Annotated in this window: 15 protein-coding genes; 1 reads left to right on the top strand and 14 read right to left on the bottom strand. The window is 41.9% G+C overall.

Translation table 11 applies throughout. The annotated features are described in order from the left end of the window. The first annotated feature begins 109 nt into the window (after positions 1–109). Positions 110–286, top strand: a complete 177-nt coding sequence (locus Q0314_RS07525) for a hypothetical protein (protein WP_298057927.1) — start codon at positions 110–112, stop codon at positions 284–286. 408 nt (positions 287–694) lie between these two features. Here Q0314_RS07525 and Q0314_RS07520 read toward each other — a convergent pair whose 3' ends face one another. The 14 genes from Q0314_RS07520 to Q0314_RS07455 all read right to left on the bottom strand — a co-directional run. Next, positions 695–1,792 carry a hypothetical protein gene (locus Q0314_RS07520; protein ID WP_298057925.1) on the bottom strand — a complete coding sequence of 366 codons (1,098 nt, stop codon included), beginning with the start codon at positions 1,790–1,792 and terminating at the stop codon, positions 695–697. 360 nt (positions 1,793–2,152) lie between these two features. After that, on the bottom strand, positions 2,153–4,525 hold the full coding sequence (locus Q0314_RS07515; RefSeq protein ID WP_298057923.1) for a hypothetical protein: 2,373 nt from the start codon (positions 4,523–4,525) through the stop codon (positions 2,153–2,155). 304 nt (positions 4,526–4,829) lie between these two features. Continuing rightward, complete coding sequence (locus Q0314_RS07510) at positions 4,830–5,585, bottom strand: hypothetical protein (RefSeq protein ID WP_298057921.1); 756 nt, start codon at positions 5,583–5,585, stop codon at positions 4,830–4,832. Positions 5,586–5,669: 84 nt separating this feature from the next. Continuing rightward, on the bottom strand, positions 5,670–6,353 hold the full coding sequence (locus tag Q0314_RS07505) for an amino acid racemase (RefSeq protein ID WP_298057920.1): 684 nt from the start codon (positions 6,351–6,353) through the stop codon (positions 5,670–5,672). A gap of 61 nt (positions 6,354–6,414) precedes the next feature. Next, positions 6,415–7,911 (bottom strand): anaerobic C4-dicarboxylate transporter, encoded by a 1,497-nt coding sequence (locus tag Q0314_RS07500; RefSeq protein WP_298057918.1) that lies wholly within the window; start codon positions 7,909–7,911, stop codon positions 6,415–6,417. An 81-nt stretch (positions 7,912–7,992) separates the two neighbouring features. Continuing rightward, a complete protein-coding gene (locus Q0314_RS07495) occupies positions 7,993–9,393 on the bottom strand; it encodes an aspartate ammonia-lyase (protein ID WP_297967842.1) in 1,401 nt (466 codons plus the stop codon). 884 nt (positions 9,394–10,277) lie between these two features. After that, positions 10,278–10,610 carry a cupin domain-containing protein gene (locus tag Q0314_RS07490; RefSeq protein WP_298057916.1) on the bottom strand — a complete coding sequence of 111 codons (333 nt, stop codon included), beginning with the start codon at positions 10,608–10,610 and terminating at the stop codon, positions 10,278–10,280. 144 nt (positions 10,611–10,754) lie between these two features. After that, positions 10,755–11,111 (bottom strand): 50S ribosomal protein L19, encoded by a 357-nt coding sequence (gene rplS / locus Q0314_RS07485; protein WP_002951216.1) that lies wholly within the window; start codon positions 11,109–11,111, stop codon positions 10,755–10,757. Then, complete coding sequence (gene trmD, locus Q0314_RS07480) at positions 11,108–11,812, bottom strand: tRNA (guanosine(37)-N1)-methyltransferase TrmD (protein WP_298057914.1); 705 nt, start codon at positions 11,810–11,812, stop codon at positions 11,108–11,110. Before trmD ends, rplS begins: the two co-directional genes overlap by 4 nt. Next, complete coding sequence (gene rimM / locus Q0314_RS07475) at positions 11,812–12,339, bottom strand: ribosome maturation factor RimM (RefSeq protein WP_298057912.1); 528 nt, start codon at positions 12,337–12,339, stop codon at positions 11,812–11,814. Before rimM ends, trmD begins: the two co-directional genes overlap by 1 nt. Beyond that, complete coding sequence (locus Q0314_RS07470; RefSeq protein ID WP_004319043.1) at positions 12,332–12,574, bottom strand: KH domain-containing protein; 243 nt, start codon at positions 12,572–12,574, stop codon at positions 12,332–12,334. Before Q0314_RS07470 ends, rimM begins: the two co-directional genes overlap by 8 nt. A 6-nt stretch (positions 12,575–12,580) precedes the next feature. Next, positions 12,581–12,811 carry a 30S ribosomal protein S16 gene (gene rpsP, locus Q0314_RS07465; protein ID WP_002951203.1) on the bottom strand — a complete coding sequence of 77 codons (231 nt, stop codon included), beginning with the start codon at positions 12,809–12,811 and terminating at the stop codon, positions 12,581–12,583. Between the two features lie 67 nt (positions 12,812–12,878). Further along, positions 12,879–14,219, bottom strand: coding sequence for a signal recognition particle protein (ffh, locus tag Q0314_RS07460; RefSeq protein ID WP_298057910.1), 1,341 nt, complete (start codon positions 14,217–14,219; stop codon positions 12,879–12,881). Positions 14,220–14,285: 66 nt separating this feature from the next. Next, the coding region (locus tag Q0314_RS07455; protein WP_298057908.1) for an RNA pseudouridine synthase at positions 14,286–14,878 on the bottom strand (593 nt) is incomplete at its 5' end.

The raw sequence follows: 14,878 nt of genomic DNA, 5'->3' as shown, positions 1-14,878 counted from the left end.
GGTTGATTTTTTAAATTTCACTCTTTCCCAAAATTTATTTACAGAACAAATATTAAATTTAAAGTTTATTTTTAATAAAATTGAATAACCTCATTGAAAAGGATTTAAAATGTCATTGCTACGAACCTGGTATTTACATAAAGAATTTAGCAAAATACACGAACGACTTATCTCTGAAGAGGACAAGCTTCAAGAAAAAGATGCAGATAAAAAAATAGAACTATACGATGAAGCTTTTTTTGAAGCCAGAGAGATATTTATTGATAAGATAATGTTAAACTTTTAGCTTATTGCTTGTGCGATTATTAAATACATCATCTGTTTTTTGCTTTTAACCTATTTTATTATGCAGAATATACACAATAGTGCTTTTGCTATTTTATTTTCCGCAATATCCGTTATTTTTTATGTAAAGCACGATTTTAACGAACTCCATAATAAATTTACTGACTCGATTATACAGTACTTGATAAACAAAGGAAGACTTTTAAATGACGAACTTCAAAATATGAAAAAGAATTTAAGAGAGCAATAATAACGTATGTTTCTTTTAGAAATTATGGTTATCGCCAAATTTGAGCCTACCAAACAAATTTGACATAATCGCCAAATGTAAAACAGTTGCGAAGCTAAAATTTGTCGCTACAATATCCTCTCAACCAAAGATATTTTCGGAGCGAACAATTTGGTAAATTTATTCTTCGTCTTTTGGTATATACGTACTTCGGTTAAACAGATAGCATGCCGCAAAGATAACCAGACAAGCCGATAATACGTTTGAGCCGCTCAAAAGCAAGCTCATCGTCTTTTCGTTATTTCTAGCGATCAGAGCTGCTATTATTAGCACAAGCGGATACAAGATCAAAGCAATGCTAGCTAAATTTTCAACCGTAAAAATCATCAAGCAAAGTCGCTGATTTTTTATGAAAAATTTGCTGTATTTTTTCGTAGGGTAGCTTTTTAGGTAAATTTTCGTGAAAAAATACGGCAAAATCAGTATCGCAGCAAGAGAAACGAGCCCGTATAGAACATTGCCTAAAAAATATGCAAAATAAGAGATCATAAGCCCAAACCCGATAAATGCCATACTAGCGCGCCTGATAAGCCTATGCACGTCGTAACGGTTTTTTTGGTCCCAAGGTATTTGATCAAATTCCGCGTCCAGGTCGTTTAGCTCGCCGAGTCTTTCCTCTGCTGATTTCGCGCTTTGAGCTAGACCGGACTCTCTGCGCAGATCTGCGCCCTCGGGTGCGGGCTCATATGAGCTTATGTTCAAAGAGTAGCATACGGCAAAAACAAGCAAGCAAATCGGAGCTGCGACAAGGCCGTATAAAAACGCATAAACGCCGTATCCGCCGCCGCTATCCTTCACAAAAAACGACCCGATAATAAGCAAAATCGGATATAAAATCAAGACTATGCTGGCAAAATTTTCTATCCTAAAAGCCAGGAAGCTATCCCGCTGATCCCTCACAAAAAGATAGCTGTATCGCTTGGTTTTATCTCGTTTTAAAACATAAATCGTCCAGAAAATAGGCGCAACTATCTTCACGGCGCCCCGAATATAGCTAAAAATTTCAGGCGGCAATTCTATGCCGTTGTTTACAAAAAATGATTTCAAATACGGCACCAACATCGCAAAAAGATAAAAAAAGACAAACGTCGACGACCAGTACGTCATAGTCGCTCGCCTGATAAACCTATGCCTATCATACCGCCTTTTATCATCCTCGGGGATAGCGGCAAATTTCTCGTCCAGCTCTTTCATCTCGGCTTGAAATTTTACGTTCACAGCCAGCTCCTTTTACAAGCGCTTATTTTAGAAATTATATCAAATTTGACGTAGTAAAGCGCCTAAATTTGGGGATTAAATTTGATAGCAAAAACGTAGCTACGTTTTGAAAATTTTACGTTTTGCCGCCGCTTGGCAAATTTAATCAGACATAAAGTCAAATTTAATGTCAAAACACTTTAAATTTGACCCGTTTGCCCTAAAATATCTACGGATAAAAAGATAGTGCCGCGTCCAGCACGAGTTAATGCCTAGCACAATGGTTAAAAGCGCACCGCCTATTTACGGCGATCAGACTCAAATTTAGCCCAAGCTTTCAGGCTAAATTTGAGAGGGTTTAAAAGTAAAATAAGGATAAATTTACTCCACGAGCTTCATCTGCTCAGCGCAGATGGCCTTCCACGAGCTTTGCAGATTTGAGCCGACGCACTCCTGTAGATACGGCTTTGCTTCGCTTTCGCGTTTTAGTTTGATGTAGATTTCCGAGATCTGAGCTAGCGCGCGCAGTCTGTTTTCGGGATCTAGGCGCGTATCTACGAGTTCTCGCGCGACTTGCAAAGCCTCGCCTAGTCTATCCAGCTTACTTAGCGAGCCGATGTACTCAAAGTCGATTTTTGGGCTAAAGGTGGCGATATGCAGGCGCTTTTGTAGGTCGATCGCCTTTTTGGCGTAAACCGACGCGTTTAAAAAGTCGTTCGCGCCGTACGTCGCCTCAGCCATGCGGTCGTAGAGCTCGATGACCTTAAAGTCGTTTTTGCGTAGCGTCTCGACGGCCGTTATCGTCGCGGCGGCGTCGGTGAGCCTACCTAATCCCATCAGCGCCTCAAATCTATAAAAAAGCACGGGCGAGACGTCGGCATACTCCTGCCTAGACGCGATAGCCAGCGCCTCGTCGGCTACGCGCAAGGCGTCGTTATACTTCTGCGTCTTTATCAAAACGGAGGCTAGTTTGATGAGCCACTCCACGCGGTCGAGCATGTCGGGCGCAAGGATATTTTGCGAGGCGAGATCGTGCGCGGCGGCGAAACGAGAGAGGCGCATATAGCAGTCAAAGAGCTTAAATTTAGCCCCGATTTTCTCGCCCACGCCGTAGTTTTCGGTCAAATTTACAGCCGTAACACAGTCGTTTTGACGGATGGCTTCACTCGCTAAATTTAATGCCGCCTGATCCAATACCGCACTAGCGTCCGTATCGTTTAGATCGCGCACGACCTGGGTATAGCGCAGGACGGAGTCAAATTTACGCTCTTTTAGATAGAGCGCGACCTGCTCTTTTAGCGCCTTGGCGCCGACGTCCGTTTTGCCGTATTTTTCGATGAGCGCGTCGTAGTGATCGTGTAGCTTTGTCGCGTTGCTCTCGTCGTTTCTGGCGAAAAATAGCTTATCTAGCGCATTTTGCACGATAGCGGCGTACTGCCCGTCTGCAAACTCGTTTTGGTACCTTTTTAGGTATTCGTAGGCTTTTTGCGTGTCAGGCGTGCCTGTTAGTGCGATTCCTAGATTTTTTAGCACGGTTTCGTACTCGTCGTCGTTTTTATTTAGACGAGCGAGTAAAATTTCATAAATTCTCGCGGCGATATCGTCCATATTTTTCTCGTGAAATACCCCAGCCAGCGTCGTTAGCTTGGACGCGTCGTTTAGCAGGTACTCTTGATTTTTGTTTAAAATTTTGAGCATAAAGTCCTTGGCGCGGTCAAATTTAGCCTTGTCGATGCTGCCCTGCACGAGGCTCAGAGCCGCACGGCTAGCGACATCTAGCGTCTGCGCCGAGTATAGCACGTCCTCGTACATCTTTACCGCCTCATCCTGCCTGCCCGTGACGTAGAGCCTGTCGGCAAACTCAAGAACGGCTAGCTTGGTAAAATTTGAGTTTGGATGCTCGTTCATGAGGATGTCTAGCGTGTAGTTCGCGTCGCTAACAAGCTCCTGTCTGAGGTAGGCTTTGGTCACGAGATAGAGCACCTCGGGGTAGTTTTCGTCTGACACGAACCGCCTCATCCACGCGCGCCCCTCGCTTGCGACATCCGCCGCGCCAAGGCCTTCGAAGCTATTTTGTGAGTCTAAAATTTTATCCAAAGCGCGCAGCCTATATAGCAAAAACTCGCTGGCAAAAATGCTATTTGGATAGCGCCTTAGCGCCGTTTGGATCGTGGCTATCGTATCATCGTAGCGCTTAGCCTCATAGCTTTTTTTCACATCCAGGTACATATTTATGTCGTTGCTATCGCCGCTTTCTATCGGGGCTTTGTTGAGATCGAGCGGTCCGACGCTAGGCGCGGTCATCTGCTCAAATATCGGGGCGAAATTTATCCCTGCGTTTGTTTCTTTTTTAAATTCGCTTAAATTCTGATCTATCACGATGGTGTGGCGTTTGGCTGCGCCGCCGTTTTTACTAAACGGCACGGCGGATGCGCCGTAAAGAGGCTCGCTAGATGAGATCAGGCGAGAGCTCGCGCGCGGTACGACATAGACGCGCATGCCGCCTTTTTCCTCGCGAAATCTCACTTCAGCCAGGGCTAAAATTTTATCGTCGACCTTCGGTAGCGTGCCGCCAGGAAGATCGCAAAAATAAAGCTTGCGGTCGTAGGCGAGGATCTCCTCTTTGCAGACGAATTCCTTCTCGTCGCTGATGTTTATCACGGTGTATGGCCTGCCGTCCTCTGCGCCCGAATTTACGCTCAAGCTAAAAGAAAACGCCAAAATCGGTAAAAAAAGTAAAAAATATTTTCTCATGCGGCCATTATACCCTTTTTCGTTTAAAAAGCGCTATAAAAGCGAATATTACGCGCTCTTGAAGCGATTTTTTTACTAAATTTAGCGCGTTTGGATAAAATTTTGTTTAGCCTAAATTTAACTTTGCTATAGCAAGAAATTTGGATTTTCAAGTAGCGCGGCTGCGGATAAATTTAATCGCCTCACGCCAAAGGCTCCTCCCGCTGCCTCAAATTTTACGTTACAAGCCGAGTTTTTAGGATTAAATTTATAAAATTTGACCGCCTCGGCGGATAAATCTAATATAAAATTTAACCAATTGCCGCTACGCCTCTTTTGAGATCTTAACGAGCTTAAACGCGTATCCGCTAAATTTCGCCCTGCAAAGCGCGACCGTGCCCTTCATCTGCGACTCTAGCTTAAATTTAGCCCTTATTTCTACGTCCTTAGCCTGCACGCTCACCATATCGCCGTCTTTTACCTTTGCGGCCGCGGCAAACGACGCCGAGCCGATTAGCTCTTTTACCTCGCCGCTCAAATTTGACCCATCCGTCTCATTCATAAAAAACACGACGCTACCGTCAAAGCTCTCGGGCTCTTTTAGCGGCGTTAGCTCGCCGTCCGTTTTAAACTCGCCCTGCTCGCCGTCGGCCAAAACGACGTTTTTGCCGAGCATTTGCAAAAACTCGAATATATTTTTCGCATCCGCATGGGCTAAAAAGGAGCTATCGATCACGATATTTTCGCATCCGTTTAAAAACCCCGCGATCTGCTCAAACTCCTCCTCGCCGACGTTGCACTCGCCGCTTAGGTATCCTTCATCTAGCCCCTCAAAATATCTGCGCGTTTGCTCGTCAAATTTAGCCGCGTCAAGCGAGTACTTGCAAAGCAAAGCCAGCACGTAGCTAGCCGAGCCGATCTCGCAGCGAACGAGGTTTTCGGTGCCTAAAATTTTATCCTCAAAGCAAGAGATATATAGAAACTCATTTTGTTTTATCCGCTCTGCTAGCTGCGGATTTTGCTCGCAAAGCAGGCTTGCCAGACTCAAAGTTTTTGCATTTTTAAATTCGCCAAATTTCATCGTTTATCCTTTAAATTTAGCTTGGATTTTATAAAAATTTGTTTTAAGAGGGGGTAAATTTGCGCCGATTAGACGCAAATTTGATTATTTTTCTAGGCCGAATTTGACGGCTGCTTTAGCAAGCTCGAGAGTGGCGTCTACGAATTTATCTTTTTTCGTCGCATACGGTAAAAATAGCGGTATCTCCGTGCAAGCCGCGATGTATGCGTCAGCCTCGATAGCTGCGATAGTATCGTTAAAGAGACCCACGTACTCTTTTAGCTTGTTTGCTTTTGCGCCCTTGTAGATGCAATCCATGATGTTTGTCATCAAATTTTCCGGGATTTTCACACACTCTAGGCCCGCGGCGATCAGCTCGTTTTCGTAAATTTTAGCCACGGTCGTGCCTGTAGTGGCGATGACGGCGATCTTTTTAGTGTGCGGGAAATTTGACTTTATCGACGCGGTCGCGATTTTAGCGATGTGCAGGATATTTACGCCGCACTCATCCGTTAGGCGCTTGGCAAAAAAGTGAGCAGTGTTGCAAGCTATACAGATAGCCTCGCAGCCCGCGTTTTTAAGCCTAGTTGCAGACTCTTTCATAAAAGGAAACGGATCCTCGCCTCCATGCAAGATATACGCCGTGCGGTCCGGGATCTGAGGATAGTTGTCGATGACTATAGGGATGTTATCCTGGTCTTTTGCGGCGTTTGTGAGTTCTACGATCTTAGCATATAGATCTATCGTAGCTAGCGGTCCCATGCCGCCTAAAATTCCGATTCGTTTCATGAAAAAGTCCTTAAATTTAAAAAGCCGAGAGCGAAGTCTCGGCTAAATTTAGCTCTAGCTATTAAAGAAGAATAGGAGCTACCACAAACCCTAATGCAACCGAAAGTGCAACCATGATGGTTCCCGGAACGATAAAGCTGTGATTTATAACAAATTTACCGACTCTAGTAGTACCCGTGTCATCCATGGCGATAGCGCCCAAAGTCGTAGGATACGTAGGAAGTACGAATAGTCCTGAAACTGCGGCAAATGAAGCGACCAATATCCAAGCATTTTGTGCATTTTCAGGGCTGGTCATGCCCATAGCAGCCGCAACGGCAGGCATCATAACCTTCGTAGTTGCAGCCTGCGAATATAGCAAGCAGCTTAGGAAATATAGAGCGATAGCGAGTACGAAAGGATACTTAACGACGACGTTTTTTGCAATATCGGTAATTTGCCCCAAGTGTCCTTGCACAAAAACGGTACCCAGCCATGCTATACCCAGGACGCAGATGCATGCGTTCATACCGCTTTGGAAAGTACTGGTCGAAAGAAGCTTGCTAGTATCCACCTTGCAAAGTACGACGATAAGAAATCCGATAGTAAGCATAAATGTCATAATAGCGCCATCTCTATCGAGAGTTAAAACCTTGCTTGGCTTTTCTTTATCTTCAACATATTTTGCACCCGTAGCATCGTCTATGCTAACTTTAACATTGGGCATTGAAGCGATTTGCTGAAATTTTTCAGGGGCTTTAGCTTCATAGACTTTTTCATATCCTACGACATAGCTTGGTTTTATGATGCCGACATTTTTAGAAATAGCAAGAGCGTAGAACACTACCGCAAGAACTCCTATAGCAAAGATTGCTACTGAACGTTTCGCATACGGCGGTAACTCTTTATGCCCCGATTCGCCTTTGACATCGGAAACCAAACCCTGAGCTAGTCTTTGTTGGTATATAGGATCTTTTGAGAGGTCTAGATCGTAAAATTTATTTACGATAAATGCAGTAATCAGCATAGCTATAAAAGTCGTAGAAATACAGATAAAAAGTAACATCGGATAGCTTACACCCAGTTTTTCCATTACGCCAGTCATAGCGACAAATGCTGCCGCTACTGGGCTAGCGGTAATGGCCACCTGAGACGAAACCACCGAAAGCGCAAGAGGCGCGCTAGGCTTTATATTTTGCCCCTTTGCAACGTCTACGATAACAGGTATCATAGAAAATGCCGTGTGTCCGGTGCCTGCAAAAATAGTAAGCAAATATGTAACGATAGGCGCTAAATAGTTGATTTGCTTTGGGTTTTTACGCAAAATTTTCTCTGCTTGCTGAACAAGCCAATCAAGTCCGCCCGCAACTTGCATAGCGGAAATCGCAGAGATAACCGATGCGATAATTAAAATAACGTCGGTTGGGATATGTTTCATCTCCGTTTTCATTCCCAAGACGAGCGTCAAAACAATAACGCCTACGCCACCGGCGTAACCGATACCCATACCGCCCAGCTTAACGCCTAGGTAGATGCCTCCAAGTAGGACTATGAACTGTAAAATCAGCATAATATCCATAGAAAAACTCCTTTAAGTAAATTTAACTTATAAATTTAAAAACGCCGAAAGATCGCTCTCTCGGCGCGCGAATGCCTAAATTTATTTACCCATATGAGGGTTTAGCATATTTTTAGGCTCTAAGATTTTGTCGATTTCCTCTTTTTTGAGGTAGCCTCTCTCCAAGCAGATATCGCCTACGGCTTTGCCGGTTTGCAACGCTTCTTTAGCGATGCTTGCGGACTTTTCGTAGCCGATGTACGGGTTAAACGCAGTTACGATACCGACTGAGCCGAGTACTGATTTTAGGCATGCCTCAGGATTTGCGGTTAGTTTTCTAACGGCTTTTTCGGCTAGGGTTTTCATCGCGTTTTCTAGGATAAAGATAGAGTTAAATAGCGCGTAAGCGATGCCAGGCTCAAACGCGTTTAGCTCAAATTCGCCCCTCTCGCTGCAAAGCATGATGGTTACGTCGTTGCCGATTACCTCGTAGCACGCCTCGCCTACGACCTCTGCGATGACCGGATTTACTTTACCAGGCATGATAGAGCTGCCAGGCTGCATCTGAGGTAAATTTATCTCGCCAAGACCGCATCTTGGGCCTGAGTTCATTAGTCTTAAATCGTTTGCGATCTTGCTTAATCTAACGGCAGCCGTTTTTAGCGCGCCGCTAACGTGAACGAAATCCGCAGTGTCTTGAGTAGCTGCTATAAAATCATCGGCAGGTTTAAAGTTTACGCCTGTGATTTGGCTCAAAATTTTATGAACAGCCGCTTTGTAATCAGGATGGCAGTTGATGCCCGTTCCGATCGCGGTTGCACCCATGTTTAGCACGGCCATAGACTCTCTTGCGGCGGTGATTTTTTCTATATCGCTTTTGATGTAGCTTGCAAATGCGTTAAACGTGTTGCCAAGCGTCGTAGGAACGGCGTCTTCTAGCTCGGTTCTACCCATTTTGATGATATCTTTAAAGTCTTTTGCCTTGGCTTCCAGCTCGTTTTTAAGTAGCTCCATAGCCTTTAAAAGATCGGTTAGTTTAGCGTATGTAGCGACTTTGATCGAGCTTGGATAAGTGTCGTTGGTGCTTTGGCCGAGGTTTGTGTGGTCATTTGGATGTAGATACTGATACTCGCCTTTTTTGTGGCCAAGGCTTTCAAGCGCGACGTTTGTTATAACTTCGTTTGCGTTCATATTGGTGCTAGTTCCCGCACCGCCTTGGATCATATCTACTACGAATTGATCTAAATATTTACCCGCGATCAGCTCGTCGCACGCTTTTGCTATGGCGTCGGCTTTTTGCGCGTCTAGAACTCCGACTTCTTTGTTGGCTAAGGCCGCAGCCTTTTTGATTTGAGCAAATGCCTTAACGAAATACGGATAATCTTTAAGCGGTCGTCCGCTCATGTGGAAATTCTCAAGCGCCCTAAATGTTTGCACGCCGTAATATACATCATCAGCTATCTCTAGCTCACCTATGAAGTCGTGTTCTCTTCTGGTTCCCATATCGGTTCTCCTTGTGATGAAATTGAATAATGAAACTATAGCGCAATTAAACTGATATTTAAATTAAAAGTTTAATTTTCTATTTATTTTTTTATTACTCTTTTGTTATTTTTATCTATTCATGCTAGCTTAATTTATCTTTAAAATAGCCTAAATAACGCAATTACTGCTACTTTTAAATATTATATATTTTTTAAACACGAGTAGTAAATGTATGGGATAGTGTTTCTAAAATTTAAATTATTAACTTTTTGTTTTACTATTTTATACTTATAATAAAGCTTAACTTAAAATGTTATATTAATTTTTCTTGAAAGAGGTTGATGATTTAAATTTTGATTTTTGAGCGGTTTGGCGGCTATAAATTTTATATGATTTTAAATTTGTATTTTTTGTTGCAGACTGACAAAAGCTTAGTTTTTTATAATTTAAGAAATTTTCGAGCATTAAATTTAAACCCGTTTATTTTATGCAGTTAGTTTTTGCTTTGTTTTTAGGCCCATGCTAATAAATTTGACAAAAGCGTTTCTAGTTACGCGCTATTATATAAATTTTATAAAATTTAAAGCTAAACCTTATACGCATAAAACCTTATGGAGATTAATGATTTCGCCGCTGCCACTTAGAGGCAAACTATGTACAAAATCATATATTAAAAAGGTTTAAAACGCCTTATGAAACGATGCCAGCACAGTAAAATTTGAATTACCACAATAGGCAACCTGACAAAGCCTCCCTTAGCAGAATCGCCCATCTTAAGCTCTTTTTTATTATTATATTTTTGGTGCCAAAAAAACATTTATTCTTACATAGCGCCATTACAGCTATTCTATAGACTAATTATTTATCGGTAGCTTTATAGCCAAAAGCCATAAGAATAGAGACTAAGATTTTAAGACTCTAAAAACTCTACTTACATCGTCATTTTTGCTCAAGCTAAGTCTTACGATGCTATTTTCCAAAGCAGTCAAAGCATGAGTGACGTTTGGTTTGAGCGTAATCATGTCTAGTGTATCCAAGATAACACTATTTTCTCCAACGCTGAAATCTATCTTGCCGCTTAAAACCTGAACCATGATAGCGCCAGGAGCCTTATGTTCCTTCATTTGAGCACCTTTTTCTAAATTTATGCGTATTTCTTTACTGTGCGGGCCATCAAAAAGCTTAGCTATAGTAACGCCATTAAATACATCATTTTGCCATACGATTTTTTCCATTTACAACCTTTATTATAAAATAATAACGACATTGTAACTATAATTTTAGATAAAATAATTGATTTTAATTAAGCAATTTTTTGAAATTTAATAAAATTAGGTAGGGGGCAAAAGTCTAAAACTAGACTTTTGCAAGGAGTAAAATTATTTTTTAAGCTCTTTAATGCGAGCGGCTTTACCACGTCTATCGCGTAGATAAAATAGCTTAGCGCGGCGAACGCGACCTTGTCTTAGAACAGTTATACTCTCTAGGCTTTCGCTATAGATAGGGAAAATTCTCTCTACGCCTACGCTATTTGCACCGATTTTTCTGATGATAAATGTTTCGCCAGTTCCGCTTCCGCGTCTTGCTATACAGATACCTTCAAAATTTTGGATCCTCGTTTTATCACCCTCTTTAATGCGGATAGCTATACGCAAAGTATCTCCAGCGCGAAAATCAGGCACAGACTTTTGGGCTATTTGAGTTTGTTCAAACGCCTCAATATACTTGTTTCTCATATTTTTTCCTTAGTCGGCGGCTCAAATTTTCGGTATAAATCCGGACGAAAAAACCTAGTTTTTAAGAACGCCATATTATTTTTCAAAGCTCTGATTTTAGCATGGTCTCCCTTTAAAAACGCTGAAACCACACCAGAGCCTTTGTAATCACTGGGTTTTGTAAAAGACGGAGTCTCAAGTAAATTCCCTTCAAAACTCTCAACTTCAAGACTTTCATTGTTTCCTAAAACGCCGACTATATTGCGAGAAATCGCATCAGAAATACAAAGCGCCCCCAGCTCGCCACCCGTCATCACAAAGTCGCCAATACAAAAAATTTCATCTGCATATTTTTCAATTATACGCTCGTCTATACCCTCATATCTACCGCAAACTAAGCAAATATGCTCTTTTTTTGCCAAACGTCTAGCGTCGTTTTGAGTAAATTTTTTCCCAGCAGGCGCAAGAAAAATAATGTGAGTTTTTGGTTCGTTTTTTAGTAAAAAATTTAAAGCATCATCAAGAGGCTGGCACGCCATAAGCAATCCTGCGCCGCCGCCAACCATATAGTCATCTACTTTTTTATGCTTATCCGTGCTAAAATCACGAGGATTTAAAAAATCAATCGAAATAAGCTTCTCTTTTGTAGCGCGACCTAAAATACTGTCTTCAAAATAGGGTCGCACAAGGCTTTCAAAAAGCGTAACAAAGGTAAATTTCATTAGGAATTTTCCAAAATCAAGATAGCGTTTTTGGTGTAAATTTTTTTATTTTTTACATCAACTTTTTCTACATAAACGTCGATATACGGAATGTAAAAACTTTTTTCCAACCCTTTGGAAATCAAATTTTCATCTGTTTTTACCAAAAAAAGATGATTCGCCCCAACCTCGTCTATATCCTCTACTTCACCCAACCTTTGATTATTTTCGTAAATTTCGCAACCAATGACGTCAAAATAGAAAAATTCACCCTTTTTTAGTTTGCAGTTTTTTCTAGTTTCATCTTTTGTAGTGTAGATTGTTTTATTTGTGAGAGTTTTTGCGCTATCTATATCTTCAAAGCCGTAAAAAGAGATAGTATCGTTTGCATGATTGTAGCTTTTTACAACAAGTTCTTTACCGTCTTTATCGCAAAATATAGCATTTTTTTTAAACTGGTTAGGAAAGTCGCCTTTATTATGAAGCTTGACAAATCCCTTTAACCCTACTGTTTTGCCAAGCAGTGCGACTTCTATAAGTTCATTCAAGAGGCTTTACCGTAACGCGGTACGACGTCGCATCTTTGGCTTTATAGCCCACTATTACGGTCTTTATCGCATTTATCATCCTGCCGTCTTTGCCGATAAGCTTGCCCGTATCGACTTTATCGGCGTAAATTATCAGCTCGGCAAAATTTTCGCCAAGCTCGACTCGCTCGAGTTTCACTTTTTCAGGAAAATCGGCGATGAGCTTAGCATATTCAAGTAAAAAATTTTCTACCATTTTTAATTATTTGCTAGTTATTTTTGCAACCCTATCGCTAAGTTTCGCACCAACGCCCTTCCAATAAGCCAAGCGCTCAGCGTCAAATTTTACCACCTCAGGCTCAACCATCGGGTTGTAGTAACCGATCGACTCTATCCAGCCGCCGTCTCTTCTTTTTCTGCTATCTGTTACGACTATACGATAAAAAGGTTTTTTCTTGCGTCCCATTCTCGTTAGTCTTACTACTGTTGCCATTATATTTCTCCTTCTGTTTTTTAAATAGGCTTAAATTTAGTCACGCTCGTAGCCAAATTTAAGCCCTTTAATTAGGGCGAGTATTTTTAGCTTGGTTTAGTAAATTTCCAAGCCCCTTTAGGCCTTCTTTACCAGAAAACCTCTTTGCTATTTTCGATGCGTTTTCAAACTGCTTTAAAAAGCGATTTACCTCTACTTGAGATAGCCCAGATCCAGCAGCCAAACGTCTTTTTCGGCTGTTGTTTAGCAGGTCCGGATTCTCGCGTTCTTTTTGTGTCATCGAATTTATCATAGCCTTGATATGTAAAATTTCCTTCGAGTTATCAAGGTCGATATCTTTTATCTGATTTGCCACGCTTGAGAGCCCTGGTATCATACCGATTAAACTTTTCATATTTCCAAGCTTTTTGACGCTTTCCATTTGCGATAAAAAGTCGTTAAAGTTAAACTGTCCTTTTTTGATCTTTTTATTTATTCTTTTTGCTTCTTTCTCGTCTATCACGGCGCTGGTTTTCTCAACCAACGTCGCTAAGTCGCCTTCACCCATTATGCGGCTCACGATACGCTCGGGGATAAAGCTCTCCATATCACCGACTTTTTCGCCGATACCTACGAATCTAAGCGGTATATTTAGCTGCTTGGCTATACCGATAGCTACGCCGCCTTTGCTGTCCGAGTCAAATTTACTTAGCACCACGCCGCTTATTTTTAGCGCGTCGTTAAACGTACTTGCTGTTTTTACGCCGTCTTGTCCGCTCATAGCGTCGGCTACGTAAAAAATTTCATGCGGCTCGAGCACTGATTTGATGTCTTTTATCTGCTTCATCAAAGCTTCGTCTATCGCTAGACGTCCTGCGGTATCGACCAAAAGTACGTCGTAAAGCCCGCTTTTTGCTTTAGCTAGCGCTTGTTTAGCTACGTTTAGCGGATCGGTTTCGTTTTCTATGCTAAAAAGCTCTATCTCGTTTGCTTCGCAAAGCTGACGAAGCTGCTCTACTGCCGCTAAACGCTGCAAATCGCACGCCGCGACCAAAACTTTTTTCTTTCTAAGCTTTAGATAATTTGCTAGCTTTATCGTCGTAGTGGTTTTTCCGCTACCTTGCAAGCCAGCCATTAGCACGATCGTAGGAGCTACGGGCGCAAAGACAAAGCCCTGGTTGCCCGGCGCGGTTAAAACCTTCGTCAAATTTGACTTTATGGCGTCTAAAAACTGCTTTTGACCTATTCCGCTTTGCTTTAGATCAGCCTCAATTAGAGCTAGCAATTCTTTGGTAACTTTGTGATGAACATCGGCTTTTAGCAGTGCTTTTTTAAGCACGTCAAGCGCGTTATTTAGCGCTTTTTCATCGTCTACGAAACGAATTTTACTAACGGCTAAACGAAACGACTCGCTGATTTGTTCAAACACATTCTACCTTTTATTTACATTTATAGCTAAAGCGCGTATTTTATTAAATTTAAGCTTTATCGCTCTTTAAATCTCAAAATTTCTTGAAATTTCAAAACCGAGCCTGTTAAAATCACTGCTCAAATTTGACCTAAATTTATAACCTAAAAGCTCGATTTTATAGGCGTGCAGATACATTCTCGCGGATTTATTTTTAGCGTATTTTTCGTCCCCTACGATCCCATATCCAGCGTGATTTAGATGCACTCTGATCTGGTGCGTTCTACCGGTTTTTATCTCGACTTTTACGAGACTTTTTTTGCCAGCGACCATCACTGGAGTTACGTGCGAAAAGGCCTCTTTGCCGTTTGGCGAGATTTTAGAAAACGCGCCGCCTTTGTTTTTTAGCGTGATTATTGGTTCGTTTACGCTAAATTCCTCACTCACGATGCCTTTTACTGCCGCGACGTACTCTTTTTTTACGCGGCAGTTTTTAAACTCCTCGATCGCTTTTTTTTGAAATTCCTCGTTTTTCACGAGTAAAAGCACGCCGCTAGTTTCCTTATCGAGCCTGTGAAGCAACGGAAATTTATAAGCTTCGCTCACTTTTTCCGAGGTTAAAAATGCCGGTTTATCAACCGCGATCAGGTTTTCATCCTCGAAAATCACGCTTGGGCGCG

The organism is uncultured Campylobacter sp. (assembly GCF_938040115.1).
In the GTDB taxonomy this organism is placed as follows: Bacteria; Campylobacterota; Campylobacteria; order Campylobacterales; family Campylobacteraceae; genus Campylobacter_A.
Note: the sequence above shows the minus strand (reverse complement) of the source record. Positions and strands in the feature narration are given on the sequence as shown.